Raw genomic sequence first — 26,433 nt, 5'->3', positions numbered from 1 at the left:
TGCGCAATGAACCTACTTACGACCCCACCTCGATGGCTGCTGCGAACGCTTCGGGTGACGATTCCGACCACCGTCGGCAGCGCGTGGCTGTACAGCACGATCTACGAGGAGTCGTTCATGAAAGATCTGATGTACGCCTTTCTCGTCGTGTCGTTCACTCAGGCGCTGATCGTCGCGGGACGTCACGGGCTGTCCTACTGGCTGCGTAAGCGCTTTCCCGAGAACCTCGACGCGAAGCGCAACTGGCCGGGCTGGGGTTTGATGGCGCCGTGGATCGTCGGCTCGCTGATCGTGGGGTACTTTGCGGGCGTCGCTCTCGGCGATCTGCTCACGGGCACGCATCGCGAGCCTCTGATTATCGCGGCGGACACGCGAATGGTTCTTCTCAGCATTGTCGTGGCACTGGTCCCGGCCATCGGCATTAACTATTTTCTCTACGCACGTGCTCGCATGGCTGCCATGGAAACCCGTACACAAGCGGCACTGCGCACAGCGGCGGAAAATCGCCTGAAGTTGCTGGAGTCGCAGCTCGAGCCGCATATGTTGTTCAACACGCTGGCTAATCTGCGTGTGCTGATCGGCCACGACGCACCGCGTGCGCAAGGCATGCTCGATCATTTGATCGCTTATTTGCGGGCTACGCTCGAGGCGTCGCGTACCGGACTGCATCCGCTTTCAACGGAATTCGAGCGCATCTGCGACTACCTTGCGTTGATGCAGATCCGGATGGGCTCACGGCTGCAAATCCGGCTTGAATTGCCGGCGGAACTCGCTACGCTGCCATTGCCGCCTTTGCTCCTGCAACCGTTGGTCGAAAATGCGATCAAGCACGGCTTGGAGCCGAAGGTGAAAGGCGGCCGTGTCGAAGTAACGGCCATGCTTGAAGGTGGGTCGCTGATCCTCACCGTACGCGACACAGGCGTTGGACTCGACGCGCTGCCGGAGCACGGCGCACGCTTCGGCTTGCAACAGGTCCGCGAGCGCCTCGAAGCACTCTACGGCCACGCCGGCCACATCGAACTGATTCCCGCAACGGACAAGGAAGGGGGCGCTCTCGCGACCGTCACGCTTCCGTATCAACGGTAAAACCATCATGAAGACGACAGCTTTAATTGCGGAAGACGAGGCGTTGCTGGCCGCCAACCTGCAAGCCGAATTGCTCAGGCTGTGGCCTGATCTGGAGATCGTCGCCAGTGTCGGCGACGGCGAAACGGCGACGGAACAGGCGCTGAGTTTGCAGCCGGATATTCTGTTCCTCGATATCCGCATGCCGGGCATGACGGGTTTGGAGTGCGCCGAGGCGCTAACCGAAGATTGGCCCGAAGACGGCAAGCGCTTTCCGCTGATCGTGTTCGTGACCGCCTACGACCAATATGCGCTGCAGGCATTCGAACGCTCCGCCTTCGACTATGTGCTGAAGCCGGTGCAGACCGAGCGCCTCGCGAAAACCTGCGCACGTCTGCAAGAGCGCCTGCAAGACCGCAAACCGCCACAAGCGGCGGCCGCTTCGCTGAATACGGTTGTCGATCAGATGCGCGAACTGCTGGCCGCCGGTCAACCGGAACCGTCGCGCAGAACGCCTGCTGCGGCGCCGCTGCGCGTGATTCAGGCGAGTGCCGGGAACACGATCACGATGGTCCCCATCGACGACATTCTCTTCTTCGAAGCTGCCGACAAATACATTCGCGTCGTGACCGCTGAACGCGAGCATCTGATCCGCTTGTCGTTGCGGGAACTGTTGCCGCAACTCGATCCGCAGCGGTTCTGGCAGATCCACCGTGGCGCCGTGGTGCGCTGCGAGGCCATCGAGACCGCCCAGCGGGACGAGGCGGGGAAATTGACGCTGACCCTGCGCGGCAATCCGAGCCGGCTGGTCGTTAGTCGCCTGTACGCCCACCTGTTCAGGGGAATGTAAGGTTCGGGTCATTTCGTCGGCAAGAAAATAATTGGAATAAGCGGCGATTCGATGTGTTTGCCCTTGCATGGACGGCGGCAAACACAAGCGCCGCGAACGAGGGCACAAGGGTAGAGGTGGTGCCTTCGCCTCGCGAGCAGTACGCAGCGGTAAGCGAGCGAGGAGGGATTTTCAATCACGCAGATAGGACTCTTCAATCTCCAACTAGTTAGGCATCCAGATGAAAGCAAAATTTTTTATCGTACTCGCGCTGATCTTCGCTGCTTCGGCCGGCGTCATGACGCAAGCGTCCGCGAAGGAAGTCGCTCACACGAAAACACAGCAGTGTGTCGGCCCCGCAGGTTACTGCACGCCGTACTTCGGTAGCTAACGTGTCAACTTCAATGGGGCAATCGTTGCCCGGTAATTCACCACGTCTTAAAGGAAACTGAATCATGAAAAACGCTCTCGTTTGTTTCGCTCTCGCCGCTGGCGCATTGGCTACTCCTGTTCTCAGCTTCGCTCAATCCAATACGCCGGTGACGCGCGCTGAAGTGCGCGCTGATCTGGTACGTGTCGAACAGGCTGGCTACAACCCGTCAACGAGCGACGACGCCACCTACCCCGCCGACATTCAGGCAGCCGAAGCGAAGGTTGCCGCGCAAGACACGCAGCAAGCGACGCAATCGTCGTATGGCGGTGTAGCTCAGAACGGCAGCTCGTCGTCAGGCCGTCCGGTACATACAACGATGAACGCCGGTTGTGTCGGGCCGGTCAGCTACTGCAATCTGTACTTCGGTAGCTGAATAGTGCGTGCACAGGATCCTGCTACAAAGCCTGGGTAAGCAGCCTGGGTAAGCAGGATCCCACAGTGTGTCATTCGCTACGCTATTACGTAGTTTCAAAGCTTTAATTCAAGTTATCTCGCATAACATTCATCAGACATATAAAGATCCTGTATCGAGTGCCGATATAGCGACTGATAAAGCGGATGTCGGCCGGACGTCCTCTACTCCATACCAAGAAATAAGGCACGCTCGATATGACCACGTTGTCGCCGTTGAACGCCCTCCCAGCACTGGCAGTGAAGCCGCTATCGAATGCGACCGCTAGCGTCGCTTCCGTGAGCGCGACTGCTTCGCAGGAGTCGGTCACGACATCCGCATCGACCATCGTGACGATCCCGTCGATGATTGGCGTCGATGCACCCGTGGTCTACACGCCAGAAGGCAAACTCGCGAACGTTGCGCCAACTGTCACGTGGGCCCAAAACAGCACGGATGCCGTGACTTTGGCGATGGCGGGCGATTACATGTCGCAGTCCATTTCCGGTCAGTTCTACGGCCTGGGCAGTGCGCTGCTGGATCGCTTCAAGACGACGGGCAGCGATTTCTCCCAATCGGTCAATGTCGCATCGACCGGCGGAGTCAGCGGCTTAGAGCCATCGGCACAGGGTCCGCAAGGCGATATCAAACTGACGGTTAAGACCGCAAGCGGCGTCGAAGTGGATATCGCACTGGATAGCGGCGGCGGCACACTCGCGGTCAGCATGCACAGCAGCGGCAAGCTCAGCGATGCCGAGCGCAACGCATTGGCCAAAATGGCCGACGGTTTTCAGCACGCTATCGACGGCCTTAGCGCAGTACCGCCCACCGTCGACCTCAGTGGTTTGATGGACACGGACCCGTCGGTGTTGTCGTCGGTGAAGTTGCAGTTCAACGTCACCAATGACGGGTCAAACAATCTGGCAGTCGATTTTTCTACGAGCAGCGCCGCCAGAACCCTGAGCATCTCGGGCGCGGCGGGCAAGATGAACGTCGACGTCGACACCAGCAATTCCGCGCTGTGGGGTTCGGACGCGCAGCGCAGCCAGGCCATTGCAAGCTATCTGAAGCAGATCGACAACGCCACCGCGCGCGGTCACGGTAACGCGGCGTTGATGAGCATATTCAAAGATGCGTTCTCGCAGATGAACAGCAGTTACGGCACACCGTCGCAACAACTTGCCGGCACGGCCTACGCGCCTTGGCTGGCCCAGTCGGATCACGCGATGCTGACGGGCCTCGCTGATTTCAGCGCATCCGTGACCGAAACGCCGGTGTCGTCGAATCCGTTCCGTTTGGGCGAGGTCGATGCGTTCGCATATCAGCTATCGCAAAGCACCCGCAGCGAAGGCAATTTTCTGAGGGGCACGATCTCGCAAACTCAGCAATCGCATCTGAGCGCGAGCTATCACCAGGCGCTCACGGGAACCGGTGCGCCGGTGCTCAACACGTCGAAGACCTCGCAGAACTACTACTACATGCAGATCAACGACGACGCCGACAGCACCACCCAGATCGCCACTGAAAAAGGCAAGTTGCTGAGTGCGTCATTGAGCCAGTCGTCGAGTCAATCGACGCGTCAATCCGAATACGTGCGAGGTGCGCTGGTTTCGGATGTAACCACGCCTTCGAGTTCGTCGCATTCGAAAGATCTGCTGGCGCTGTTGAAGCCGCTATTCGAAAACGGACAGGCGGAACGCAATAGCGACGCGTGGCAGCAGGCTTTAGCCGGCATACACAGCATGGTTCTGCTGGGCGCGACGACGTCGTAAATCGCGCGTTAAAAATAGCGGCCGTTTATGACAACTTCAAGTCAGTACATGGCCGGTGCGATGAGCGCGCATTCCTGCTAACGCGTTTCGCGCTCAACGCTGCCGGCGTTGAATTGTGTGCTCTCCGTTTTGCCTTCTATCGGACACTTTTCCGACACGCGTGTGTCGTAACGTTCTACGTTTGCAACGAACACCGTTGCCTGCCAGATTCCCGACCGATCAGTTTGAAAGAGGCGCACATGCCGGCAAAACACGAGTCGAAGAAAAGCGAACCGAAAGACAGCGGCAAGAAAGCGAAGCGAAAGGAGCCGTATGAAGGCAAGGCGGCGGCTCGTCGCGAAGCGTCGGCCGCTACGGCCGCGCCTATGCCCGTGCCTCAGTCGGGCAGTGCCGATGCACCCGTCGCGCTGCGCGAGCGCGCGCTGACGCATCCCGTGTTCGCGCAGCCGCAACCGACCGCCGACCCGACTGTGTTTCGCGTTTCTCATCCATCGGATGACGCGGCGTACAAAGAGATCGATAAACTCAACGCCGAGCACAAGCTCTTTCCGTTGCCCTTTCCTGTGCCGCGCGGTGGCGTCGAACCGCAACTGTCGCTCGCCGAAGTGTTTGGCGGCAATACCGGCGCGGTCGATACGGTAACGGCGTCGGGACAGCTCGTCTTTCACGCGCTGGGTGATTGCGGCAATACAACGGGACCCGCCACGCAGAATGAAGTCGCCGACAAGATGACGGCAGACTTTGCCGAACCGAACGCTGCGGAGATCCCTCAGTTCGCGCTGTTACTCGGCGACGTGGTCTACAGCTTTGGCGAGAGCAAGTACTATTACGATCAGTTTTACGAGCCCTATCGCAGCTATCCCGCGCCGATCCTTGCCTGCGCGGGCAATCACGACGGCATGGTCTCGCCCGAGGCGCATGCAAAAAGTCTCGCGGCATTTTTGCGCAATTTTTGCGCGCAAGATTTTGTCGTGACACCGGAGGCGGGTGGTTTGTCGCGTACCGCGCAGATTCAGCCCGGCGTGTTCTTTACGTTCGAGGCACCGTTCGTGCGCGTGCTGGTGATCTACAGCAATACACTCGAAGACCCGGGTGTGATTTCGGATCCTCACATTGGGCGCAGTCAGCTCGACTACCTCGACGCCGCGCTCAAACGCGTGAAAGCGGAAAAATTCACGGGTGCGTTGTTGATCGCCGATCATCATCCGCCCTATTGCGCGGGCGGTCACGGTTCGAGTACCGCGATGCTGCAACAGATCGACGAGATCTGTGAAGCCAATGGCGTTTGGCCGCATGCGTTTCTTTCCGGACATGCGCATAACTATCAACGCTTCACACGCACCCGTCGCACGGACGGCACGCAGATTCCCTACATTGTGTGTGGTAACGGGGGCCATGGTCTGATCAAACTGGTGCCGAGCGGCACTGCACCGATTCGCGCGCCGCAGGTTTTGCAGGCGGCGTCGGCGAAAAGTGACCTGGTGGTACTCGAGAACTACGACGACACCAACTACGGTTATCTGCGACTCGTCGTTACCGCTTCGCAACTGCGCATTGAATACCATTCGGCGTCGGACGGCCTTACCGCGAAAGCGCCGAACGACTACGTTGCGGTCGACCTCGGCGAGCGCAAGATCGCGCATTTCGTCGCGGTAGATATGGGCCGACCGGGCGCCGCAAAAGCGGCCCGCGCGATGCTGAAGCGCTGAAGCATGGGTGCTCGTAGCCGGCCGTGCCGGATCGCTCGCGTAATCAGCGCTGTTCACCCAATGGCGTTGCCACGGACGCTCTCTTGACGAAGCCGCTTGCATTCGGTGTGACCGTACTTCTTGCCATAGTGGGCGTCGTCTTTGCGATTGGCGCGCCGTTCCTGCTGGGTGTTCATGCGACGTTGGCCGGGCTGCAGGCGGCGTCGCCCCGTCTGATCGTTATGCTGGCGGCGAGCGCATTCGTGAGTGCCGCCGCCAAGGCCGGCAAACAGCAGTTGATGCAAACGGCCCTGGGTCTTCGCATACGATTCCGGCGCACGCTCGCCATTACCTTCATTACCGACGCGGCGTTCCTCAGCTCTCCGTTCGGTGCGGCAGGCTATGGCGTAAATCTGGGCCTGTTGCAACGCGCGGGCGCTTCGTGGACGCAGGCCACTACCGTGGTGAGTGGCGATCAGGCGCTCGACCTCGCGTTCTTCACTGTTGCCGTGCCCGTTTCGTTCGTGTCGTGCATCGGCCTGATTGCCGGGTTGATTACGCCGAAGTCCTTGCATATCGTGGCGGGCGCATCGATCGGTGCTATCGCCGTAGCGTGCGTAATCTGGACGTGCCGACGAAAACTCGCGGAGAGTGCGAGCGGCGCGATCAGGCGCGTTGGTATGCCGACCCAGCCGCCTGCACGATGGACGGCTTTCGTCGCCAATGTGCGCGCCGAGTGGCGGCATCTGCTATCGGGGTCGCACTGGCGGCTCGGTGCGTTGCTTCTTTTGACAACGACGCAATGGCTGCTGCGTTACGGCGCGTTGTGGTTCATTCTGCTCGAACAGGGCTATTCGTTGCCGCCCGGTTTTGTCGTAGCCGTTCAGGCGCTGGTTTTGCACGCTGCGCTGTGGACCGGTATTCCGGCCGGCGGCGGTGGTGGCGACCTCGGTCTCGCCGCCGCATTCGGCGCCTGGGTGCCGCATGCCGCAGTCGGGGCGGCACTCATACTGTGGCGTTTCGCGACGCTGTTCTGTCCTCTCGTGCTGGGCGCCATCGGCATGCTTGCCCTGGCGCTGGCACGTGTTAATAGACGGAGTTGAACGTCACGCGTCGTTTCGAAGAAACTGCACGCCGCAGTCTATTGCGAACTGTCAGGGGTTCCTTTCATGCGTGTCGCGAAAGAAGCTCGTCCATGGCGGATCCGCAATTGTAGCAATCGAACCGTTTGCGTGATCAATGCAAGCGGATAAACCGCTTTCAGCAGATCCGCGATCATTCGCCATTCGGCGCGGACACCACGCCAGTAGCCGAGCTTTTCGGTTTTGCGGGCCTGGGTCACATGAGGCCAATGCGTCACCGCGATTCGCAGACGCCGTTCTATGATCAGGCGATTCATGAACACCTCGATCCCGAAACGCGGCAACGCCTGAATCTGTTCAAGGGCCGCATGCAGCAGCGCCTTCTTAACGACACGTTCCCCTGAAACGAAATCGAGCCCGATAGCGCGAAACAGCGTGAGGCTGTTTTGCCGCAGGCTGATGCTGACATCCGCACGCCCCTTGAGTACGGGCGCTGCCAGCGCGCTGATATGTTCGGCGGCGAGCCCTTTCAGATCGGCGTCGAGCAGCATGAGCAAGTCGCCTTGCGCCGCGGCAATACCGTCCACCATTGCCGCACTCTTGCCGCCATTCACGCCGCGCATGATCAGGCGCACAGAGGGAAACTGTTTGACGATATCCGCCGTGTCATCGTCGGAACCGTCGTCGACGACAATGACTTCGCCCAACGCAGGATGCACCGCGGCCACGGCGAGTACCTTTGCAATCCGTGGCGCTTCGTTATACGCGCAGATGATGCATGAAATGAACTGGGAATTGTAAGGGGACGGGCTGGCTGTCATAGTCGGGCAGAAGCCGCACCTCGATCGCAGTAACGACTGCGCAAGGCGCAATGGAAGGGTTCGCGCCTGAGTGTGAGTGATCGCAGGCACGAGCGCTTGAGACGTCGCTCCATCATACGCGAGACCCGGCCGTCTGGTTCACTACGCACAGAGGAATACGCTGCATTCACGCTGTGTTCGTTGCAGCGAATTACGCCGCCCACGAGATGTGCCACGCGGGCGTGAAGCCCGCGTGATGTTCTGAAATGTAGCCGGTGGCGCGGCCAATACCACATCAAGCTGCCTTGCGACGAAGCGCGGTTTCTTCCAGTTCGCGTACGAGTGGCAGTACTTTCTGCCCAAAGTACTCGACCTCCTCGATGAAATGCAGGAACCCGGCCAATATGAGGTCAACGCCCACGGCCTTCAGTTCGACGATCCGCTCTGCAATCTGACGCGGCGTGCCGATCAGATTGGTGCGAAAGCCGTCGTTGTACTGCACCAGATCCTCGAAGGTCGACTTCGCCCAGTTTCCTTCGCCTTCAGGAGACGCGCTGCCCGCCTGTCTGGCCGCGTCGCCGAAAGCGTGAACGGCTTCCACGTGCGCGTGCGCGATGATGTCGTCAAGCACGGCGCGCGCTTCTTCCTCGGTATCGCGCGCAATCACGAATGCGTTCACACCAATGCGCACCTTGTGGTCGTTATTCGCCGCCTTCACCTGAATGTCGTCGATCTGCAGTTTGAGATTTTCAGGCGTATTGCCGTTCGTGAAGTACCAGTCGGAGACGCTCGCCGCGTTATCGCGGGCTGCGCGCGAACTGCCGCCCTGGAAGATCTCCGGATACGGTTTCTGGACCGGCTTCGGACTCAACGTATAGTTGTTGAAGCGATAAAAGTCACCCCGATAGGTGAAGTTATCCTGCGTCCAGATACCTTTGAGCGCCTCGATGAATTCGCGTGAGCGACGATAGCGTTCGTCATGTTCCAGCCACGGTTCGCCGATCGCAGTGAACTCCCCTTTGAACCAGCCGCTGACCACGTTGATGCCGATACGCCCGCTGGAAATATGATCGATCGTAGCAATCTGCTTCGCGACCACTGCCGGACTCCACGGACCCGGCAGGATCGCGGCGAGTACTTTCAGCTTGGTCGTTGCGTGCAGCAAGGCCTGGCTGAACGACACGGATTCGTGCTGGTTGTCGGCGCCGTAGCCGGCTGTAAAACGGATCTGGCTCAACGCGTAGTCGAAGCCGGCGCGCTCAGCGGTTTGCGCGAGCTTCTGGTTGTACTCGACACTCCAGTCGGTGCGCTGTTCAATCGTGCTGACAACCAGACCACCGCTGACGTTCGGCACCCAGTACGCAAATTTCAACTCTTCCTGACGCTCGCTCATGTCGATTCCCTGTTCGTTCGAAAACCGGAGCAGACTCCGGTCGACCATCGCCACGGTTGGCGATGCACAGGTCGAATCTATGGCAGGGATGCGCCCTGGATCAATCAATTAAATCTGCTATCGATCGATGGAAAACGTGTGATTCTCATGCTCGAAAGTACGAGGCCGATGTCGTAGCGACGGTTTGCGTAGGACAACGTTGGTTCATACCATGCATTGCGTAGTCTGCGTATATGGAAAGCGCAAATCGATCTATTGGTGGGTGTGATTGTTGGTCGGTTCATGCGCGGTGGCGGCTTGATCCGCTTCATCGCGCGCTTCGATTTCGTGCATTCGCAGATGCGTTAGCGCGTGCGCGAGACCGTCGTGGGACAACTGCACTGCGGCGGCCTCAGCCGAAAACGTTGCGGGTTCAACGACGCGTTCGAACATTTGTGCCTCGTACGCCGACACGGCGGCTTTCCAATCGACGCCTTCGCCAAGAGTGCGGGCGAGTTCGGCCGCATCCAGCATCGCGGCGTTTACGCCTTCGCCGCCAAAGGGCGACATCACATGCGCCGCGTCGCCGATCAGCGTCAGACCACAACGATTCATCCAGCGGTGTCCGACCGGCAATGCGTAAATCGGCCGAGCTGCGAAGTGGTTGTTGCTGGCGTGAATCAACGCGAGAATTTCATCGGCGAATCCGTCGAACTGGGTAAGCAAGTCGCGTCGTATTGCTGCGGGCGATGAGAAATCGATTGTTTCGGCTACCCACTCTTGCGGGACGCGAAAAATCGCATAGACGCGGATGTGTGCGTTGCCGTTGCGCTGCGCGATCAGCGTACGGGCATCGCCGAGCGCCTCCATCTTGCCGCGGCCTACCAGCTTCGCGACATTGGGATGACTGGCGTCGACGTCGTCGATACCGAATTCGATGAACATCAGTCCGCTGTACTGCGGCATGTAGTGGGACAGTAGTGGTCTCACGCGCGACCACGTACCGTCCGCACCCACGACCAGATCGGCGCAAACGTCGTGACCGTCGGAAAAGCTCAACTGCCACATGCCTCCGTCGAACTGACGCAACTCGCGCAATTCGCTATTCCAACGCACGCGGTTGGGCGGCAGGGAATCGAGCAAGATACGACGCAGTTCGCTGCGATCGACTTCGGGACGATTTCCGCTCGTCGTGTTGGCGCTTTCGAACAGCAGCTTGCCCGTTTTGTCGAGCAGGCGCGACCCTTGATCGTCGTACCGCGCGATTCGCTGAAACTCCGCGTCGAGTCCGGCGCGCTGTAGTGCCAGTTGTCCCGACTCGTCATGCAGATCGAGCGTTCCACCTTGAGGGCGAACATCCGGGCCGGCCTCACGCTCGAACACGGTCGACGCAATGCCATAGCAATGCAGAATGCGCGCTAACGTCAAGCCGCCGGGGCCACCGCCGACAATCGCGATACGAGGGAATGCATTCATAAGCCGGCTCCAGATATATAATAGGTGCCTATGTAGTTTAAACATAGGCACCTATGTTTAGTCAAGAGGAATGCAATGCCGGTCAGAAAACAGCTCCCCAATCCCATGCCGCTTATCGGCTTGATCAACCGCGGCTTCACGCGCATCTTCGACGCACAGTTGCGCCAGCTCGGTTTCGCCGTTGGGCAGATTCCCGTGCTGAATGCGTTGAAAGGGGGCAAGGCGTTGCCTCAGTCTGAACTGGCGAGGCTTGCGAGAGTGGAGCAGCCCACGATGGCCCAGTTGCTGAGCCGCATGGAGCGCGACGAGATCGTCGATCGGGTTGCCGATCCTGCGGACAAACGTAGCCGGTTGATTTCACTGACGGCCGATGCGGAAAAACGCTTGCCGAAAGCGCGGGCGATTCTGTTTGCGGGAAGTGAAGACGCGTTGTCGGGACTCAGTGATGACGAAGTCACGCAACTGGTCGAACTGCTGGAGAGGGTGAATGCGAATATAGAACGAATGAGCGAGCAGGCGGGAGACGCCTGACTCGCTCTATCGATGCGCCGCCGCTGTGAGCGGCGGCGCGTCCGAGGTCTTCAATGACTGTCGACCTGGTTGTTGGCCAGCTTATTGACCGGTGTATCCGACCGGAACAGTCGAATTGGCCTTGGCGACCGTTGCGTTGCCCGACACGATGTACTGTGGTACTTCGGTGAGCGTCAGCGTGACCTGGCCGTTGGTGTAGGGCAGCGTGGTCATGTTGCCGTAACCGTCGATGTCCGTCACATTGCCCGAGGTACCGGCGTTGTCCACCGTCAGCTTGTAGCTGGTCGAGTAGCTCTGGCTATATACGCCGGCGCTCGTCGGCCATTGTGCATTGCTGTGCGCCCACGCCGCGGTCACGACCTTGCCATTGCCGAGTTGCTGGAACGAGTAAGCGTAGGTGCCTTGCGGCGTGCCGTTCACACGACCCAACGTATTCGTACCGTCGAGTGCGCGCGTCATCGTTGCGAACACCATGGCTTCCGGCTTCGGCGACAGGTTCGTCGCACCGAACGCACCTTGCGCGTCGTTCAGGTCGAAGAACGTACCGTAACCCACTTCACCCGGATAGTCGGGACCGTAGAACAGCGTCGTCAGTTGCGCGCCGCCACCCAGCACGATGATGTGTGCCCGCACGCCCACTGCTGCTTGCGCAAACAACTGGTTCTGCGACGGTACGGTAGGACCATAGTTGAGACCCGGATCGTAGCTCACGCCGGCTTCGGTGAAGAAGAGCTTCATGTTCGGCTTGCCCGCCTGCATCACTGCGCGCAGTTGCGTCATCTGATTGTCGAGCGCGTTGGCCTGATTCGCCGTGCTCGGGTCCGAGTCCTGCAACTCGGGCGGATGCGCCGGATAGGTGCCCGCATTCCAGTAGCCGTGCGTGGCAACTGCATCGATGTAATTCCACAGACCCAGCGCGCCGTACTTCTGCAGATAGCCGGTGGTACACGTGTCGCAGTTCGACGCGAACGGGTTCGCGGTGCCCATCACGACAGCATTCGGATCCGTCGAGTGAATGCCTTGATACGCCGCTTTGTACATGGCGACGAAATTTGCGTCGCTATCCGCCCAGCCGAGGCTCGGTTCCCACGTCACCTGATAGTAGTTGCTCTGCTGGTTCGGATAGTTCGCCGCGCGGATCTGGCTCGTGTCGGTGCCGACCTTGGCCATGAAGCCCTGGAACTCGGTCATGTTCGACGGCGCGTAGTAGCTGTCGTTGAACTGGCCGGTCTTCGAGTCCCATGCAGGGATACCGTCGAGACGCACGATGCGCATCTGATCCGGATTCGCCTTGTAGAACGGATCGAGGTCGCTCACGCTCGGCGTGTACGTGTTCGGACCATTGGGTTCCATGGCCGATTGCTCGCGATCGTCGATCGTCCACGTAATGCCCAGATCATGCAACGCGGCGATGTTGTCGTTGAATCCCTGCATGCCGAAGCGATGCTGATCCTGATGAGCGTATGTAACGGTGCCCAGTGCCGAGCTCAGGTTCGGCAACACGCCGAACGTTGCGATGCCCGTGGGACGCGTACCGCTGCTCGGTAACGTGCCGCCGTTCGAGCGCAGCGTCGCGGTGAGCGCGCCGTAGCCTGACCACGTCGACGTACACGGAATCGTGCTGGTTTGCACGCCGGTTTTAACCGCGAAGCTGCCTTGCGATTTGATCGCGCCGTTCGAGTCTGCGACGGACCAGACGACCGTGTCCGCGCTCGGGACGTTCGTCGTGATCGCGAGCTTGAATGCTGCGTTGTTCTGGAAAATGCGCATGCCGTCGGTGGTCGGCGTGTCGGCGCTGATCACGCCGTTGGCGGTGCCGCCCGCGGTTTGCGTCGGCGTGCTGCAGGAAAGCGTGGCGCTGCCTGGGGTGGGCGACGGGGTGGGCGTTGGTGTCGGGGTAGGCGTAGGCGTAGGCGTAGGCGTAGGCGTAGGCGTCGGAGCAGGGGCTGGAGCCGGTGCGGGCGCAGGAGCCGGTGCCGGCGTGGGAGTCGGCGTAGGCGTGGGAGTCGGAGCCGGGGTAGGTGCCGGCGTCGGGGTAGGCGTCGGTGTAGCGGCGACTGCCCTCACCCAGCATGACTTGCCGTAACCATAGGCGGGATCTGTCTGCGAAACCGCGCCGACATAGCAGCCGACGCCATTACTAAAGGTCTGCGGCGCCGTCAGCATGACCGATGGCGAATTGGGCGGGACCGCGCCGAACACCACCGAGCCCGTACCGAGGAACGAGCAGTTGCCGTTCTCCTGTCCGCACAGCTTGTACTGCTGGCCCGACACAGTGATGGTGCCGCTTTGAGCAGCCTGGGCGCTTTGCGCACCAAACGATGCCAACACCGTTGCCGAGGCAACGCCTAGAAGTTTCCAATATCTCATCATTGTCCGTGTATCGCTAAAAGCAGGTTTTCCCCGAGGAATCAGCAAGATCGATCAAAGTCGTCCGCGTTGGCGTTATGACTACAGAGAGAGGTCAACCAGAGAACGCGCTGAAACCGCGTTCATTGCTGATGAAGCCAGCGCTCGAGCGCGCCGTTGTTATGAGAACGAGAGCCGTTAGACAGCCGTTCGTGCGACGACCTGTCAGGCGATTGAATGCTTAACAATCAACCAAGTGTCAGTCGACGTTTATATTACGGAATACTTACTATTAACTACGAAAAACTCATTCGATAGAGCGATCTTGACGATCACACCTTTGAATAGGCAACGTCACCCATCGAGCGCGGCATGTAGCAGCGCTTCAGCGTACCCATTCGTTGCGTGAAAGCTCAGTCGACTTCCCAGCCGGCGTCCTCCGACTCGCGAACGCGCGATCGGATAAACGGCACAATCACTGATGACATGCCGATGACGTGACTCGTAAAACTTTGGCGAGGCATCGCGTTGATGCAGCGGCGTGCCTTGAATGTGAAAACAAATTTCTGGTAGGCCGCGCAGCGAGAGAAATCAGGAAAGCTGATGGTCTAGCTAAGTCCCATTCTTTCGCAACTGACGGCCTGGCGCCGATACGAACGCGGCGGTGCGACGGCAATTGAGGCGCGCCCAAAGATCAGACGTGACGCTCAACCTCGTGCGACCTGCACCGATGCAATTATTGCCGACACCGGTGTGCTTTCTCGTGCATCTGGTATTACTTACAGATGCTTTCGGCAGAGGAATTATAAACGTTTCATCGGTGCAACGTGGCGTGAATTCGAGGCGATAAGTGATAATGCCGAGAATCCGCCGCATGAGGTGTCTTATGACTAACCAAACGCACCATAGAGGAAAATCTCTGCCTCATGATCGGCGGGAAAAGATAAATCTTTGATTTGTCAGCAGATTGGTTGCGTTTGACAATTCATACGAAAGCGCGATGTTTAATATTATTAATATAAATATAAGTGCGCTATTTGAATGAGTCAAAGTCAGATGGGGTGCGAACAGATAATTCGCGTTGTGTCGCTTTTTTATTAAATATTTTATTGAATTCGCACCCTAATTTAATTAAAAAAATTCAGGGCGCATCGACGTTCAAGTGTAGCCGGGCGGGCGCGTTCACCATGGCCAACGCGCCTCCAATTCACTTCACTGCTCCCAGTGCTAACCCCTTCACCAGGAATCGCTGCAACCACGCAAACACGATCGAAACCGGCAGCGTCGCGCACAAGGTCGCGGCCATCACGAGATGCCATTCGACGACGTACTTGCCCGCCACCATATCGGTTACCTGCACGGTGAGTGTCTTGTTCTCCGGCGAGCGGATGAGCGTATAGACAACGGCAAACTCATTCCACGCATTGATGAACGTGAAGATGGCGGTCACCACGATCGCGGGTACGGCGAGCGGCAGGAAGACCTTGAAAACGGCCTTGGTGCGTCCGCATCCTTCGAGCCACGCGGACTCTTCCAGGTCTCGCGGCACCGTCTGAAAGTACGAGGACAACATCCATACGGCGAATGCGATATTGAACGCCGCGTAAGAGACGATCACGCCGATCTTCGAGTCGACCAGATTGCCATCGCCATAAGGGATCATCGCGGCGAGGCGGAACAAACCCACTACGAGCAGAATGGGCGACAACATCTGCGTGACGAGCAGGAACTGTCGATACAAACCGCGTCCGCGAAACGGGAATCTGGCCAGCGCGTACGCGGCGGGCAAGCTCACGGCCAAGGCGAGCGCGGTCGACAGCAAGCTGATCACCGTGCTATTGCGTAGCGCCACGCCGAAATTCGCCGCTTGCCACATGTCGACGAAATTGCTCCATTGCCAATGCACGGGCAGCCAGCGCGCCGGATAAACGAAAATCTCAGTGGCCGGTTTCAATGCCGTGAACAACATCACGGCAAACGGAAACAGCACCACCACAACCAGCGGCGATAGCGCGAGCCAGCACCACAGCGAGCGCTTCATCTTGATGCTGAGACTCATGACGGATCTCCTTCTTTCGCGGGCTGCAGGCGCAGATAGGCGATCGAGAAAACGAACAGCATGACGAGCATGATCAGCGAGACTGCCGCCGCTTCACCAGGACGTCCCAACCGGAAACCTAACTCATACAGATACGTGACGAGAATATGTGTACTGTTGTCGGGGCCGCCTTGCGTCATGACCCAGATGATCGGAAACGAGTTGAACACGTAGATCACATTCAGCAGGATCGTCATGTTGATGAACGGCCGCAGCAGCGGCATGGTCAGCTTGCGAAACTGCTGCCACGCACTCGCTCCGTCCATTCGTGCCGCCTCGTAGATATCACCGGGCACGGAGGACAACCCGCCGAGCAGAATCGTCACCGTAAAGGGTACCGAAACAAGAATGCCGACGGCGATCTCCACCGGAAACGCGAGCTCCGGTGTCGCGAGCCAATGGATCGGGCCGCTGATCAACCCCAGCCTTTGCAGCGTGACGTTGACCATACCGTAATCGTCGTTGAAGGCCCAGCGCCAGACCACGGCGGTCATGGTCAGTGAGACGGACCACGGCAGCATCACGATGGTGCGCGCTATGCCGCGGCCGTAGAAGTCCTGGTTCAGGATCAACGCGACCGGCACTGAAATCAGCACGGTGCCGCCCACCACGCACACGGTCCACACAACGGTTCGTCGCGCGGCCGCGAGAAACGCGGGGTCGCCGAAAATCGTATAAAAGTTCTGTAGGCCAGTGAAATCGCGAATCGCACCGAAACGCGAGACCTCGTGCAGCGATTGCCACACGATGTTGAAAATCGGATAGCTGATGATAAAGAGCGCGAGTACCAGACTCGGCGCAATCAGCAACCAGGGCGCCTGCAGGCGCGAAGAAGCGGAGCGGCTCATGGGTGCTCGATCGTAAGACGCGTTTGCGCTCATTCGCGCGCGCGCCGGGATGGGCCGGATAGTGCATTACGACCGAAACGCGCACCGCCTTCACAACGGCGGCGCGCGTTCCGTGTTCAGCAAATCACCTCGAGATCACTCAGCGATCAAAAACGAACGATCAGAACGAGCGATCAAAACACGATCAATGACCGAGCGACTTGTTCGCCTGCGTGGCTGCCGCATTCAGCGCGTCGGCCGGTTTCGCCTTGCCGAGGTAGATCGACTGCATTGCATCGGTCACGGCTTTCGCGGTGTCTTCCCAGCCGGTCACGGTCGGTGCGAAGCGAGCCGTCGGCAGCAACGCGACGAACGCTTTCGTATCCGGATCGTTGAATGCCGGATCGGTCGCTTCAGCCTTGGTGGTCGGCAGGAAACCTTCGGTCGTCGAGAACTCGACGCGCGGTTCCTTCGTGAACAGATAGTCGAGGAACTTCCACGCCGACTTCTTCACCTTCGAGTTCTTGAACATCACGATCGAATCGGTGACGGCGTAAGTGGCGTGCGTCGTGCCCATCGGAATCGGATCGATGCCGTACTTCAGGTTCGGCGCGTCTTTCTTGATCTGCTTCGACAGGAACGGTGCGGAGATCACCATCGCGACGCGGCCCTGTTTGAACAGGTTCTGCACGTCTTCGCGGCTATAGCCGGTCACGCCGGGTTGCGTAAGACCCTGGTCGATCATCGACTTGTACAGCGTGGCCGCCTTGATGCCGGCCGGCGAATTGAACGCCGCCTTGCCGTCCTTGCCGACGACGTCGCCGCCATTGGTCCACAGCGCGTAGTAATAGTAGACGTCCGTTTCGATTTCCTTGCCTTGCAGACCGAAGCCGGCAATGCCCTGCGCCTTCAGTTTCTTCGACGCGTCGATCACGTCGTTCCACGTTTTAGGACCGTCGGGATATCCGACCTTCGCCAGCAGATCCTTGTTGTAGTACAAAGCGCGCGCGGAAGCCGCGATCGGCAGACCGTACACCTTGCCGTTGATTTCGCCCGGTGCGAGGAACGGACCGATGAAGCGGCTCTTGAAGCTCGCATCCATGTAACCGTCAAGCGGCTCAGCCACGTCGTCCTTCACGAAGTCGAGCAGCCAGCGTGTGCCGACAATCGCGAGGTCGGCATTGGCGCCGCCCGAAATGTCCGTCTGGAGTTTCTGTTGCAGCGTGTCCCAGTTCACGTCTTCGATCTTGATGGTCGTGCCGGGATTGGCCTTCTCGAAGTTGCGGGCCATTTTCTCGAAGTACGGCGCGGTCGCGTCGCTGTAGTGCGCGACCGTGACGCGGACCGTGTCGGCGTGAGCCGCGACGGCGATACCTGCAAACGCGAGCGCCACGGCAACTTTGCCTAGCGCGAGGGAAGCACGGGCATGCAACGACATTCTCTCTCTCCTGTTGTCGATCGGAGTTGGCGCTTGAGCGCTGGCTCCGGTCCCATCCGATGATGGTGGGGTGGTCTACTGCCGTCGCCGGCCGCTTTGGGTTAAATTGTTTGAAAAAATCCTACATGACGCAAAATAGCTTGTCACGTAGGGTCTGCCATATTTTTTTGCAGCCGGTTTTGTGCATAAGATGCTGTAAAGCAGGGGTATTCTGCGTAACACGAAGTCACGGATACCCAATCTTCGGGATGGCTAGACAACTGGCCGGCATCGAGTTTGTAGGAAATTTACATGCTAATCCGGTGCGCATGACCAGTTGATGAGCGAGGCGGACATGAATCGTGTGGTTTTGGTAACGGGCGCTTGCGGCGGTATCGGCGGCGTGTTGTGCAGGCGTTTCGTGGAGCAGGGCGATACCGTGCTGGCGCTCGACATCGACGCGGCCGCGCTTCAGGCCTTGACTGCGGAACTCGGCGACGCGCACGTCACGCCGATCGCGGTCGACCTCGGCGATGCCGCCGCGGTGCAGCAAGCGGTGGCGGCCGCGGTCAAGACGCGCGGTCCGGTGGATGTGCTGGTCGCCAATGCCGGTGCTGCGCAAGGACTGACGCTCGCCAGCACCGACGCCGCGAGTTGGCAACGCGACATTCATCTGAATCTGAACGGCACGTATCACACGGTGGAAGCGGTGCGGGCGTCGATGATCGAACGCCGGCGCGGCGTGTTGGTGCTGATCGGCTCGGTGAACGGCATGGCCGCGCTCGGGCACCCGGCGTATAGCGCGGCGAAGGCAGGCTTGATCAGCTACACGAAAGCGCTGGCCATGGAACTCGGCCGCTACGGCATTCGCGCCAACATCGTGTGTCCGGGCACGGTGAAGACGCAGGCATGGCAGGCGCGCGTCGACAAGAACCCGCAGGTGTTCGAGGACCTGAAGAAGTGGTACCCGTTGCGCGACTTCGCGACGCCCGACGACATTGCCGACGCCGTGCAGTTTCTCGCGTCACCGATGGCGCGCGTGATTACCGGCGTCGCGTTGCCGGTGGACGGTGGTCTGATGGCCGGTAATCGTTTGATGGCGGAAGAACTGACGCTCGAACAGATCTGAACACAACGGCACGACGACACAACGGCATAGCGACACCCGGACAAAAAACCCGCAACCCCGGTCGAGTCAACGAAGCAAGACGATGAGGACAGCATGGCAGCAGTGCAACTGAGCGGCATCTTCAAACGCTATGGCGACACGCAAGTCGTGCACGGCATCGATCTCGACATCGACGACGGCGAGTTCGTCGTGCTGGTCGGTCCGTCGGGCTGCGGCAAGAGCACGCTGATGCGCATGGTGGCCGGTCTCGAGGAGATCAGCGGCGGCGATCTGATGATCGGCGGCACGCGGGCGAACACGCTCGCACCGCAGCAGCGCAATATTTCGATGGTGTTCCAGAGCTACGCGCTCTATCCGCACTTGTCGGTCTACGAAAACATCGCATTCGGGCCGCGCATTCGCAAGGAATCGTCGGCGAGTTTCAAGCCGCGGATCGAAGCCGCCGCGAAGATGCTGAATCTCGGCGGCTATCTGGACCGCTTGCCGCGCGCGCTCTCGGGTGGCCAACGGCAACGCGTGGCGATGGGCCGCGCGGTGGTGCGCGAGCCGTCGCTGTTTCTGTTCGACGAACCGCTGTCCAATCTCGACGCCAAGCTGCGCGTGCAGATGCGCACGGAAATCAAGGCGCTGCATCAGCGCCTGAAGAATACGGTGATCTACGTCACACACGATCAGATTGAAGCGATGACAATGGCCGACCGCATCGTCGTGATGAACGCGGGGCGGATCGAGCAGATGGGTCGTCCGCTGGAGTTGTACGATCGTCCGGCGAATCTGTTCGTCGCGAGCTTTCTCGGCTCGCCGTCGATGAATTTTGCCGAAGGCGTGGTGGCGAGCGGCGCGCAAGGCCAGGGCCTCACGCTGAAACTGACCGGCGGCGGCGAGATCGTGCTGGAAGGCGCGTCGGCTTCGGCGGCGGTCGGTGCGAAGGTCACGCTCGGCGTGCGCCCCGAACACATCGAAACCATGGCGCAGACGCCGGACGCCACGATGGAAGTCGAAGTGGTCGAGCCGACTGGCGCGGAGACCCACTTGTACGGGAAAATAGGCGGCAGCACGTGGTGCGTGACGACTCGCCAGCGCTCGAAAGTCGAGCCTGGCCAACGTGTCGCGCTGCGTTTGCCGGCGGAACATATTCATCTGTTCGATACGGAGAGTGGACGCAGGCTGGTCTAAGCCGCGTGTTGCCGTCCGATTGCGATTGCGACTGCGACGCGGATTCATTTAACCCGTAAGAAAACGCTAGGATGTCCCACGTTTTCCGCTCCGCAGGACGTCCACCGCCCCGAAGGAAGTCCCCTTCGGCGGCCGGCGCGAAGCGACAAGTCCGAGGGCGCTTTTAAGGAACACCGGGTGTCCGCACCGAACTTGATTCCCCACATCCGCAGCGCGTTGGCGAATTTGCGGCCTGCCGAACGCAAGGTCGCCGATATGGTGCTGAGCGACGTCGACTTCGCCATGCGCGCGAGCATCACCGAACTCGCTCAGCGCGCCGACGTGTCCGAGCCTTCCGTCACGCGTTTTTGCCGCGCGATCGGGGCCCACGGTCTGCGCGACTTCAAGATGCAACTGGCGCAGAGCGTGGCAGGCGGCATGCCGTACGCGTCGACCGCGGTCGCGCGCGACGACGATGTACAGACCTTGATGGACAAGGTGGGCGAAGCGGCCATCGACGGCATCACGCACGCTCGCGGCGCGCTGGACCCCGCAGTCGTGGAGAGCGCGATCGCGGCGCTGTCGAGCGCGGGGCGCGTGTTCTTCTTCGGCGTTGGTTCGGGTTCGGGCCTCGTGGCGCAAGACGCGGCGTTGCGCTTTTTGCGGCTCGACATTGCGTCGACCGCCTTTACGGACGGTCATTTGCAGCGTCTTTACGCGGGGCTGATGGAGCCGGGCGATGTGGCATTCGCGATTTCGCATTCGGGCCGCAGCGTCGAAGTGAATGAAAGCATACAGATCGCGAAGGAGCGCGGCGCGACCACCATTGCGCTGACCAACGTCGGTTCGCGGTTGGCGTGGCTGGTCGATATTCCGCTGCTGCTGCGCGTGCCGAGCCCGATCGATCCGAATACGCCGGGCGTGTCGCGGCTCGTGCATCTGTGCATCATGGACGCGCTCGCGATCGGCGTCGCGCTTAAAGCCGGTCCGAAGACGCTTGAGAAGATGCGCCATGCGAAGGCGCGGTTGGCGTCGCATGAACCGGAGGCGACCGGGGATTGATCGTCACGTAGCCGTATTGGAACCTGGCGACGTTCGCCCCGCTTGTTGCGTTCCGCATTAATCCCATCTCCTGGCTATCGGCAATGCCGCTCTGAAACGCCAAATATTCACACTCCCGCCTCACCACCGTTTTACAACGGACAGCGCTCGCCCTAAAATCCGCGGCAATAGCTCGATCTGCGAGCACGCTGCAGAACGTCAAATAAAGCAATCCGGGAGAACAATGAAAAAACTCATCGCCTTAGCCGTGCTGTGCCTGCCCTTGTTCGCCCATGCCGACGCCGATACCGATGCGAAGGCGGCTTGCCAGGCCAGTCTGAGCAAATGGATGAAAACGCTGCACCCCGGCCGCCAACTCGATAGCGAGCACGCGGCGTGCAAGGTCTGGCCGGCAGATCCGTCGCTGACGCTGGCCGTGCAGCCGATGCCCCAGGCCGGCGCCACTGACGATGAAGCCGTGTACGACGTCGAAGTACTGGTCGCGGATAGTAAGTCCGGCGCGATCGTTGCGCATTTCTATGAACCGTCGGCGATTACGTCGGACGCGATTCGCTTCAGTTCGATCGATCTCGACACGGCGCGCTATCAGTTGACGCCGCAACTACGCGCGTTCGGCGTGCGCGTGACGTACGAGGGTTCGTCGCGCGTCAATCCCTACGAAGCGCAGGCGCTGAGCCTGTATGTACAGGACGGCCACACGCTGCGTCGCGTGCTCGACGACATGCTCGTCGCGAACGACTCCGGCGAATGGGATGGCAATTGCGCGGGAACGTTTTCGTCGATCGCGCGTTCGCTCGCCGTCGGTCCGGCCAACGACTCCGGCTATGCCACGTTGCGCGTCGGCGAAACATCGAAAGATCGCGTGAGCAAGCAGACGAGCAGCGATTGCGTGTCGAAGGAAAGCAAGCCGAAACGCTCGACCACCACGCTGAACTACAACGGCACGGCGTACAGTGTGCCGAAAGCCCTGCACTATGAGTGACGGCGGCGCATCGCGACAAAAGCGGCGCACGTTCGCCGTTTTTGTCGCGTTGACGCTTGTCGTGCTGATCGCTGCGTGCGGCCGTTCGGTGACGCAGTTGCCAAACGACGCCTATGTCTGGCAGCGCAAATGGACGCCGTCAGTCAACGCGGCGATCCAGCAGAGCCGTGGCCTGGTGCAATCGTGGCATGTGCTCGCCGCCGAGAAAGACAGCCGGAACGACTGGACCGTCGTGTCGCCGGACTGGGCGACGCTCGCGGCAGCGGGTGCGCCGATCACGGCCGTGGTGCGAATCGACGGCCAACTCGACGATCTGGATAGCTTGCCGGTCGCGCGCATCACTCAACTCGCCGACGACTGGAAGCAACACGGCGCGCCACTCGCGGCCATCGAAATCGACCATGACTGCGCGACCTCAAAGCTCGCGGCCTACACGCGGTTTCTCGCCGCACTGCGCGCGCGACTCGATCCCGCCATCAAGCTGACGATCACCGCGCTACCCACCTGGCTCGACAGCCCCGCGCTCGACGCGCTCCTGACGCAAGCCGACGCCTCCATCCTCCAGGTCCACGCGGTCATGAACCCGGCGCAGGGCCTGTTCGATCCGACGCAAGCGCGCACGTGGTTGCACGCGTTCGCGCGACGCACCCAGCGGCCATGGCGCGTCGCGTTGCCCACTTACGGCTCGCGCGTGACCTGGGGTGACGATGGTCGCGTGGCCGGCATTGAAAGCGAACGTCCGATGCTGCTCGCGAACGGTTTCGCGCAAGGCCTGTCGCATGAACTGGTCGCGCAGCCCGGGCAGATGGCGGCGTTCGTCGCGCAGATTCAACGCGACGAATTGCGCGGTCTGGCGGGCATCGTCTGGTTCCGCTTGCCCACCGACGCCGACGAGCGCGCGTGGAGCCTGACAACCTGGCGCGCTGTCTTGAGCCGCGCGCCGTTGACTTCAGCGATGAGCGTCGACGTCCATCCGAACGCACAGCGAGGGGGATTGTTCGACGTGTCGCTAGTGAGCAGCGGCAACGCCGATGCGACGCTGCCGGCGGTCGTGCGCACCGACGCCGCTTGCCAGGCCGCGGACGGCATCAACGGTTATGCACTCGATTACGACGCGCGCGGCATGCTGCTGCGTCGCGTACAACCCGGCTTGTTGCGCGCGGGCATGCGCCGCGACATCGGCTGGCTTCGCTGCGGCGAAACCGATCACCACAAGGTCTCCGTTCATGTTGAACCGTAAATATGTCGCATTCGGCGGTACCTTCGCGCTGCTGGCCGGCGCTGTGATCGTCCACGCATGCGGACCGTTTTTTCCGCTGCAATTGCTCGACAATCGCGCGGGCACGTTGTCGGGCACGCCGAACAATTCGTTCGCTTATGAGGTGGCGCGGCTTGTGACGCCGAGCGATCATTTGCTGGCGCCCGAAGCGGTGCGGGTTGCGGCGGGTGCGCAAGCGGTGGATCCGGCGAAGGCAGTGTTGGCCGGCTTGACGCCTGCGCAGATCGCAACGCTTGCCGCGATGGCCAAAGCTGCCGACGGCGATGCGGCGTATGCATTAGGAACAGGTGTGCCTGACGCGCAACGTCTCTATGCCGCGGCCGACGTGGACTATACGCACGCGCTGACGGGTTGCGCGAGTACGGCGGTTGCGTCGGCGTCGTCGGCGGCCTCCGGCTCGTCGGCGCCAACTGCCGATGCGGCGGCGGCAAGCGCGGCGGCTTCGAGCCGCACGGCACCGAGTCAAACCGCGCCCGACTCAAGCGATGCATCGTCGAGCACCGCCGCCGAGCCATCCGCCTGCGCCAGCAAAGAATCCCTCCTGACCCGCGCCACGACCCGCCTCGAAGCGGTCCTTGCGTTACCCGGCTCATCCGGCGCGCCGCGCTCGGTCGCCGCAGCAACCGAACTCGCGGCGATTGCCCAGGCGCGTGCCGACACCTGCACCGATGCCGACACATGCAAGACCCTTACCGCCGCGTTGCCGGCGGCCTACGCGCGCCCGCGCGCCCTCGCCGCGAACGGCGCTCCCGACCCGCAAGGCCTCGCGGTCGCAAGTCTCGGCGATGAAGCGCTGACCTATCTGATCAATCCGAAATCGGACATGCAGTGCGATTACCGCAGCTTCCTGAACGACACGCCCTGTGCGGCGGCGATCGCGCCCGCGAACCTGAAGCGGGCCATCGGCCTCTATGCGCAACAGGCGGCGCGCGGCGGCGTGAGCGGCGTGGAGTCCCTGCAATTCATCGCGGCCTGGGCGCTGGCCGGCAAGGCAGGCAAGACGCGGGTCGCGTCGCTGATCGACGATCCCGTCGCGCAACGTCTGCTGGTGGCGTATGCGCTCGCGCGCGAAGGCGATATCGTCAACGATCAGCCGGCGAGCGCGTACGAGTACTACGGCGGCTACGACAACAGCTTCGGGCCGACCGGCTATGCCGATGCCGCGCGCGGCGACCATGGCATCAAACCGAATCCGGCGTTGGCCTCGTTGGTGGAGGCGATCCGGCAACGCGGCATCGATCATGTAGCGGGCGCCGATCGTCTCGCCGCGCTGGCTTATCGAGTCGGCCGCTACGACTTCGCCGGCATGCTGGCAGCGCGTGAGCACAGCGCGCTGGCTAGCTGGGTGAGCGCGAAACTCGCGTTGCGCCGGGGCGATACGGCCGCGGCCGTGCAGGCGTATGCGCAGGCCTCGAAGGGTTTTCCGGCCGCCGATTCGAGCGTGGAGCCGGCGGGCGTGCGGCTGATCAAAGGCGAGCAGGCCGTGCTGACCTTGTCGCGTGGACAGTATGTCGAGGCGCTCGGTTATCTGTTCGACGCCGCGTCGCGCCGCAACGATGTGAGCGCGAACGAAGACTCGGTCACCGAAATCGCTTACGACAGCGATATGGCGTACATCGCGGAGCGCGTGCTCACCACGGACGAGTTGAAGCACTTTGTCGATACGCGCGTGCCGACATGGTCCGCCGCGCCGCCGCTACCGACCGATCCGAACGCGTACTACGCAGCGCGGCCGTCCGCCGGCGACTCGTTGCGCTATCTGTTGGCACGTCGTCTCATGAGAGATGGCCGTATCGACGAAGCGCTGCCGTATTTCCCCGCCGACGACGATCCGCGTTACAGCGCATACGACTGGAAAAACGGCCAAACGGTGCGCACGCAACTTCATCTGCGCGAGCTCGCGCACGACTATGGCGCCGCGCTCGACCAGGCGCAGCACGCGTGGACCCGCACGAATCGCGCGCGCGGCTGGTTCGCCGCGGCGACGCTCGCGAAACAGTTCGGGATGGAATTGATGGGCTACGAGCAGGGGCCGGATTATCACGACATCGACGGCGATTTCGAGGGCGGCTCGGGGCGCTCGGGTGTGATCGGCGCGCATGTGGCGCGGGGTTCGGACGCGAACGCGGCCAGCGACGCAGCCGCCGCGTCAGCGAAACAGCCGGATACGCCCGCGACGCGCGCGGAGGACGATCTGGCCGGACCGTTCGTCACCGCCGACGAAAAGCGCCGCTACGCGGCAAGCGAAAGCCAGCCGTTGACGCGTTTTCACTACCGCGAGATTGCCGCCGGGTACATCGCAAAAGCGGCCGACGCATTGCCCACGCGTTCGCAGGCGTTTGCCGCCGTGTTGTGTCGCGGGACGGACTGGATGCACAACTACGATCCCGCGCGCGCGCAGGGTTTTTATAAGCGCTATGTGAAGGAGGGGGCGTACGTGGACTTCGGCGGGTCGTTCGGCTCGCTGTGCCCGGAGCCCGATTTCAAGGCGGCGACGACGTTCACCTATACGCAGGCGTGGCGTGACATGCAGCGTGATGTCGGGCGCCATAAGAAGCGTGCTGCGTTGATTGGGGTGCTGGTGCTCGCCGGTGTGATGGGCGCTGGCTGGTGGTGGTATCGGCGGCGGGCGAGCGGCAGCGACCGGCCTACGCATTAACGCAATGCCAAAAGACTGACCCGCAATGAGGCGTCGA

The 26,433-nt window shown here is 60.9% G+C and carries 21 protein-coding genes; 14 read left to right on the top strand and 7 right to left on the bottom strand.

Features of this window, described 5'->3' with window-relative positions:
• Nucleotides 1–6 precede the first annotated feature (6 nt).
• The 7 genes from GGD40_RS26660 (at nucleotide 7) to GGD40_RS26630 (ending at nucleotide 7,281) form a co-directional block, all read left to right on the top strand.
• Nucleotides 7–1,086, top strand: a complete 1,080-nt coding sequence (locus GGD40_RS26660; RefSeq protein WP_257030587.1) for a sensor histidine kinase — start codon at nucleotides 7–9, stop codon at nucleotides 1,084–1,086.
• Nucleotides 1,087–1,093: 7 nt separating this feature from the next.
• Nucleotides 1,094–1,915 (top strand): LytR/AlgR family response regulator transcription factor, encoded by an 822-nt coding sequence (locus GGD40_RS26655; protein ID WP_179711598.1) that lies wholly within the window; start codon nucleotides 1,094–1,096, stop codon nucleotides 1,913–1,915.
• Nucleotides 1,916–2,135: 220 nt separating this feature from the next.
• Nucleotides 2,136–2,285 carry a hypothetical protein gene (locus GGD40_RS26650; protein ID WP_179711599.1) on the top strand — a complete coding sequence of 50 codons (150 nt, stop codon included), beginning with the start codon at nucleotides 2,136–2,138 and terminating at the stop codon, nucleotides 2,283–2,285.
• 64 nt (nucleotides 2,286–2,349) lie between these two features.
• A complete protein-coding gene (locus tag GGD40_RS26645) occupies nucleotides 2,350–2,700 on the top strand; it encodes a DUF4148 domain-containing protein (protein ID WP_179745659.1) in 351 nt (116 codons plus the stop codon).
• Nucleotides 2,701–2,936: 236 nt separating this feature from the next.
• Entirely contained in the window at nucleotides 2,937–4,490 is a 1,554-nt protein-coding gene (locus GGD40_RS26640) for a hypothetical protein (RefSeq protein WP_257030586.1), read from the top strand.
• A 239-nt stretch (nucleotides 4,491–4,729) separates the two neighbouring features.
• On the top strand, nucleotides 4,730–6,199 hold the full coding sequence (locus GGD40_RS26635) for a metallophosphoesterase family protein (protein WP_257030585.1): 1,470 nt from the start codon (nucleotides 4,730–4,732) through the stop codon (nucleotides 6,197–6,199).
• Between the two features lie 83 nt (nucleotides 6,200–6,282).
• Nucleotides 6,283–7,281, top strand: a complete 999-nt coding sequence (locus GGD40_RS26630; RefSeq protein ID WP_179711603.1) for a flippase-like domain-containing protein — start codon at nucleotides 6,283–6,285, stop codon at nucleotides 7,279–7,281.
• Nucleotides 7,282–7,319: 38 nt separating this feature from the next.
• Here GGD40_RS26630 and GGD40_RS26625 read toward each other — a convergent pair whose 3' ends face one another.
• The 3 genes from GGD40_RS26625 to GGD40_RS26615 form a co-directional block, all read right to left on the bottom strand.
• Nucleotides 7,320–8,081 carry a glycosyltransferase family 2 protein gene (locus GGD40_RS26625; RefSeq protein WP_179713942.1) on the bottom strand — a complete coding sequence of 254 codons (762 nt, stop codon included), beginning with the start codon at nucleotides 8,079–8,081 and terminating at the stop codon, nucleotides 7,320–7,322.
• Between the two features lie 274 nt (nucleotides 8,082–8,355).
• A complete protein-coding gene (sfnG, locus tag GGD40_RS26620; RefSeq protein ID WP_179745658.1) occupies nucleotides 8,356–9,453 on the bottom strand; it encodes a dimethylsulfone monooxygenase SfnG in 1,098 nt (365 codons plus the stop codon).
• Nucleotides 9,454–9,705: 252 nt separating this feature from the next.
• Entirely contained in the window at nucleotides 9,706–10,953 is a 1,248-nt protein-coding gene (locus tag GGD40_RS26615; protein WP_257030584.1) for an FAD-dependent oxidoreductase, read from the bottom strand.
• Between the two features lie 30 nt (nucleotides 10,954–10,983).
• Between GGD40_RS26615 and GGD40_RS26610 the strand changes: the two genes are divergently transcribed.
• A complete protein-coding gene (locus GGD40_RS26610) occupies nucleotides 10,984–11,439 on the top strand; it encodes a MarR family winged helix-turn-helix transcriptional regulator (RefSeq protein ID WP_179711607.1) in 456 nt (151 codons plus the stop codon).
• An 81-nt stretch (nucleotides 11,440–11,520) separates the two neighbouring features.
• On the opposite strand, the gene GGD40_RS26605 is transcribed toward GGD40_RS26610, so the two are convergent.
• The 4 genes from GGD40_RS26605 to GGD40_RS26590 form a co-directional block, all read right to left on the bottom strand.
• Entirely contained in the window at nucleotides 11,521–13,812 is a 2,292-nt protein-coding gene (locus tag GGD40_RS26605; protein WP_179745657.1) for a hypothetical protein, read from the bottom strand.
• Nucleotides 13,813–14,995: 1,183 nt separating this feature from the next.
• The gene (locus GGD40_RS26600) at nucleotides 14,996–15,847 is read right to left on the bottom strand and encodes a carbohydrate ABC transporter permease (RefSeq protein ID WP_035559971.1); all 852 of its coding nucleotides are present in this window, start codon (nucleotides 15,845–15,847) and stop codon (nucleotides 14,996–14,998) included.
• Entirely contained in the window at nucleotides 15,844–16,734 is an 891-nt protein-coding gene (locus tag GGD40_RS26595; protein WP_179711610.1) for a carbohydrate ABC transporter permease, read from the bottom strand. The genes GGD40_RS26600 and GGD40_RS26595 overlap by 4 nt, the downstream gene beginning before the upstream one ends.
• Before the next feature lie 184 nt (nucleotides 16,735–16,918).
• Nucleotides 16,919–18,151 carry an ABC transporter substrate-binding protein gene (locus GGD40_RS26590; RefSeq protein WP_035559964.1) on the bottom strand — a complete coding sequence of 411 codons (1,233 nt, stop codon included), beginning with the start codon at nucleotides 18,149–18,151 and terminating at the stop codon, nucleotides 16,919–16,921.
• Between the two features lie 334 nt (nucleotides 18,152–18,485).
• On the opposite strand from GGD40_RS26590, the gene GGD40_RS26585 reads away from it, so the two are divergent.
• The 6 genes from GGD40_RS26585 (at nucleotide 18,486) to GGD40_RS26560 (ending at nucleotide 26,396) form a co-directional block, all read left to right on the top strand.
• The gene (locus tag GGD40_RS26585) at nucleotides 18,486–19,259 is read left to right on the top strand and encodes an SDR family oxidoreductase (RefSeq protein WP_179745656.1); all 774 of its coding nucleotides are present in this window, start codon (nucleotides 18,486–18,488) and stop codon (nucleotides 19,257–19,259) included.
• Nucleotides 19,260–19,352: 93 nt separating this feature from the next.
• Nucleotides 19,353–20,435: an ABC transporter ATP-binding protein gene (locus GGD40_RS26580; RefSeq protein WP_179711612.1), complete on the top strand. Its 1,083-nt coding sequence runs from the start codon at nucleotides 19,353–19,355 to the stop codon at nucleotides 20,433–20,435.
• A gap of 177 nt (nucleotides 20,436–20,612) precedes the next feature.
• Nucleotides 20,613–21,476, top strand: a complete 864-nt coding sequence (locus GGD40_RS26575) for a MurR/RpiR family transcriptional regulator (RefSeq protein ID WP_035559958.1) — start codon at nucleotides 20,613–20,615, stop codon at nucleotides 21,474–21,476.
• Nucleotides 21,477–21,699: 223 nt separating this feature from the next.
• A complete protein-coding gene (locus tag GGD40_RS26570) occupies nucleotides 21,700–22,458 on the top strand; it encodes a hypothetical protein (RefSeq protein ID WP_179745655.1) in 759 nt (252 codons plus the stop codon).
• Nucleotides 22,451–23,698, top strand: coding sequence for a DUF3142 domain-containing protein (locus tag GGD40_RS26565; RefSeq protein ID WP_179745654.1), 1,248 nt, complete (start codon nucleotides 22,451–22,453; stop codon nucleotides 23,696–23,698). Before GGD40_RS26570 ends, GGD40_RS26565 begins: the two co-directional genes overlap by 8 nt.
• On the top strand, nucleotides 23,685–26,396 hold the full coding sequence (locus GGD40_RS26560; RefSeq protein WP_179745653.1) for a hypothetical protein: 2,712 nt from the start codon (nucleotides 23,685–23,687) through the stop codon (nucleotides 26,394–26,396). Before GGD40_RS26565 ends, GGD40_RS26560 begins: the two co-directional genes overlap by 14 nt.
• The last annotated feature ends 37 nt before the right edge of the window (nucleotides 26,397–26,433 follow it).

The organism is Paraburkholderia bryophila (assembly GCF_013409255.1).
Taxonomy (GTDB): Bacteria; Pseudomonadota; Gammaproteobacteria; order Burkholderiales; family Burkholderiaceae; genus Paraburkholderia.
The sequence above is the reverse complement of the archived record's forward strand: the minus strand, read 5'-3'. Positions and strand labels throughout refer to the sequence as shown.